Annotated in this window: 2 protein-coding genes; one reads left to right on the plus strand and one right to left on the minus strand. The window is 63.6% G+C overall.

Annotated elements, in window-relative coordinates; genetic code table 11:
* Positions 1-285: 285 nt before the first annotated feature.
* A complete protein-coding gene (locus QZY48_RS10745; protein WP_295430856.1) occupies positions 286-624 on the minus strand; it encodes a DUF6788 family protein in 339 nt (112 codons plus the stop codon).
* Between the two features lie 61 nt (positions 625-685).
* On the opposite strand from QZY48_RS10745, the gene QZY48_RS10750 reads away from it, so the two are divergent.
* Complete coding sequence (locus QZY48_RS10750) at positions 686-2,080, plus strand: IS4 family transposase (protein WP_295430857.1); 1,395 nt, start codon at positions 686-688, stop codon at positions 2,078-2,080.
* The last annotated feature ends 366 nt before the right edge of the window (positions 2,081-2,446 follow it).

The raw sequence follows: 2,446 nt of genomic DNA on the forward strand, positions 1-2,446 counted from the left end.
AGGATTACGAGCCGTGCACCCCGCGCGAAAGCCGCCCTGACGAGCCGTTCGGCTTTCGCCAGGTTGGCGGCTACATTCGCCAACTCAGCTGCCATCTGAACGGCGGCAACACGGATAGTCGTCGGCGCCGTGGCAGCGGTGCTTGGCGAGATCGTGCAGCGACCCATTGTTGAACCGGCTACCAACCATTTGGTAAACTCACGCCTGTTGATCACATTACCGGAAGGAAATCGCATCGTTCTTGGGGGGCAGGGAAATCGGGATGGGGTCACGTCGAAATGGCGCTTAGATAAGCCGTAAAACTTTCTTGTTCAGAGGCCTGCGGCGCTTTGTATCGGGAAACCGGGCACGCATGATCTGACGAGAGAGGCGACGCATCTCCGCCAGGAGCTTCTTGACGCGGTGATGCTCCACAATGGCCTGCTCCAGCCAGTCGGCCTGTTCCTCAGAGAGCGCGAGGCTGACGGTTTTGGCTTTCACCTTGGTGGACCAGGTGAAGCGGGTGCCCGATTGCCCGGCCGGCCGGCGGTAGACGGAACCATTGCTGAGGTAGCCGATCCCAGCGAGTTGCTGGCGAAGTTCGGCATAGCGGGCTTCCAGTTGGGCGAGGCGCGGCGGTCGCATGGCCTGATTTAGTGGCAGTAAAGGCTCGCCTGGTCAAGTCTAGGCCGTTACTATACGGCCTATGGCGAACCTTACCCCGTATTTTCCCCAACTGCGCGCCCAATGCGCCCCGCTGGGCGTCTCGCTGCGGCGCGCGGGCCAGGCTACCGATTCGCTCAGCGGCCTGGCGGCTCTGTTCGGCGGGTATTTTACCGGGCTGCTCGTACCGGCCAAGACCGGGGCTGGGAGCCGGCAACGCGAGTTGCCCCGCGTCGCGGTGTTCTGGGCTTTTCTCGGCCAAGTGCTTTTGCGCGGGGCCACTTGCCGGTGGGCTTTGATGCGCTTGCAGGCCGACGCCGTGGCCCGGGGGCACGAGCCGCCGGACGACAATACCAGCGCCTACTGCCAGGCCCGCAAGGTTCTGTCCCTCTTTTGGCTGCAGACTTTGTTCGCCGCCTTGAATCGGTGGTTTGAACCGCGGACCAAGGCCCAGTGGTGGGGGCGGGTCGTGCGCCTGATTGATGCGACCGGTTTCTCCATGCCAGACACCGAGGAGAATCGCCGACGCTGGCCCTATGCGGGCCGGCAGAAACCGGGCTGCGGCTTTCCCACCGGTAAACTCGTCGGCCTGTTTTGCCTCCACACCGGCCGGCTGATCGCGTGGGTCGAGGCCTCTTGGAAGACCCACGACGTGAAGCTCGCTCGCCGCCTGCTGGCGACGTTGCGTTCCGGGGAGGTGTTGGTCGCCGACCGCGCCTACTGCGGCTGGCTCTTTCTCGTCCAACTTCTGACCCAGAAGGTCGACTTCGTCATCCGGCTGCATCAGGCCCGCCACGTCCGTCCCGGCCGCGCGCGCTCGTGGCTGGAAACCTGGCTCAAGCCGACGCGCCCATCTGGGATGTCGCGCCGCGCCTGGAAAAAACAGCCGCCCTCCCTGCTGGTCCGGCTCGTGCGCTTTCAGGTGCAGGCCCGCGGTTTCCGCCCGCACCACGTGATCGTGGTCACTTCGCTGCTCGACGCCAAGGCCTTCCCCGACTCCGCCATTGCGGCCCTCTACGCCCGGCGTTGGCAGGTCGAACTCCATTTTCGCCAGATCAAAACAAACCTCGCGCTCGACGTCTTGCGCGGCCTCTCGCCCGCTACAATCGAACGCGAACTGTGGATGCACGCCATCACCTACAACCTCATCCGCGCTTTGCTCTTGGACGCGGCTACCACGCACGCCGTCCCCTTGGAACGTCTCAGCTTCAAGGGCGCGCTCGACGCCTTGCACGCCTGGGCCGACCGGGCTTTCCACTCCGGCCGCCATCGTCGTCTGGCCCGGCGCACCCTGCTTGCCCGCATTGCCAACGATCAGGTGCCCCTGCGCCCCGACCGCCATGAACCCCGCGCGCGCAAACGCCGACCAAAAGCCTACCAATTGCTTAACCGCCCCCGTCGCCTTATGCGCGTATCCGCTTCTCGGCGACTGCGATGACCCCGGCACGTCAGCTTCACTCGTGGCTTATCTTAGCGCCATTCCGGTCAGATGCAGTATTCGGCTGGGAGCCCACGGCCGCGATCGCGATTGCAGTGCTTCCGGCCCGTTCGACGAAGCAGGGTGACGAATCAATGCGCATCCAGCGGTATCCCTCGGCCGACCAAATCCTATTTGGGGTGGCGTGTTCCGACTTGTATAGGTGGGTGATCAGGCTGTTGCCGCCTTGTTCATGTGGTGAGTGCTTTCCATCCGGGTTGGATAAATACACAGCAGATCCATTTCTGGACGTGGGCGTCTTGGACGATTGCTAGCGGCACCGATGATGCGGTCATCAGGATCGTTGGTGCTCGGAAAGTACCGGAC

The sequence above is a fragment of the uncultured Thiodictyon sp. genome, from assembly GCF_903828115.1.
GTDB lineage: Bacteria > Pseudomonadota > Gammaproteobacteria > Chromatiales > Chromatiaceae > Thiodictyon.